Raw genomic sequence first — 276 nt, 5'->3', positions numbered from 1 at the left:
CATCGTCGATATCCTTGAAGCCTTCGCGCACCAGCGCACGGATCTCGGGATCGGCGATAGCATCGGACGCGACCGTCATCACCGTAAAGCAGCCGCTCGGTCCGGCCTCGCCGGTCATATGGATGTCGAGTGCTAGCGTGAGAAAACGCGTCAATCGCTCGCGGATGTCGATATCGGCATTGAAAATATCGACGGCTCCAGCGGTGTAGTCATCGCGATAGCGATGATAGCTCTTGATATAGAGCGCGCGCTTGTCGCCAAAGGCGCCATAGAGGC

General features: G+C 58.0%; 1 protein-coding gene. It reads right to left on the bottom strand.

Annotated features, from left to right (window positions below; translation table 11 throughout):
• A partial coding sequence (locus RVY79_RS19480) for a hypothetical protein (RefSeq protein WP_317466224.1) occupies positions 1-276 on the bottom strand: 276 nt, incomplete at both ends.

Origin of the sequence: Chromohalobacter sp. HP20-39, from assembly GCF_033052815.1 — a bacterium.
Classification (GTDB): domain Bacteria; phylum Pseudomonadota; class Gammaproteobacteria; order Pseudomonadales; family Halomonadaceae; genus Chromohalobacter.
Note: the sequence above shows the minus strand (reverse complement) of the source record. Positions and strands in the feature narration are given on the sequence as shown.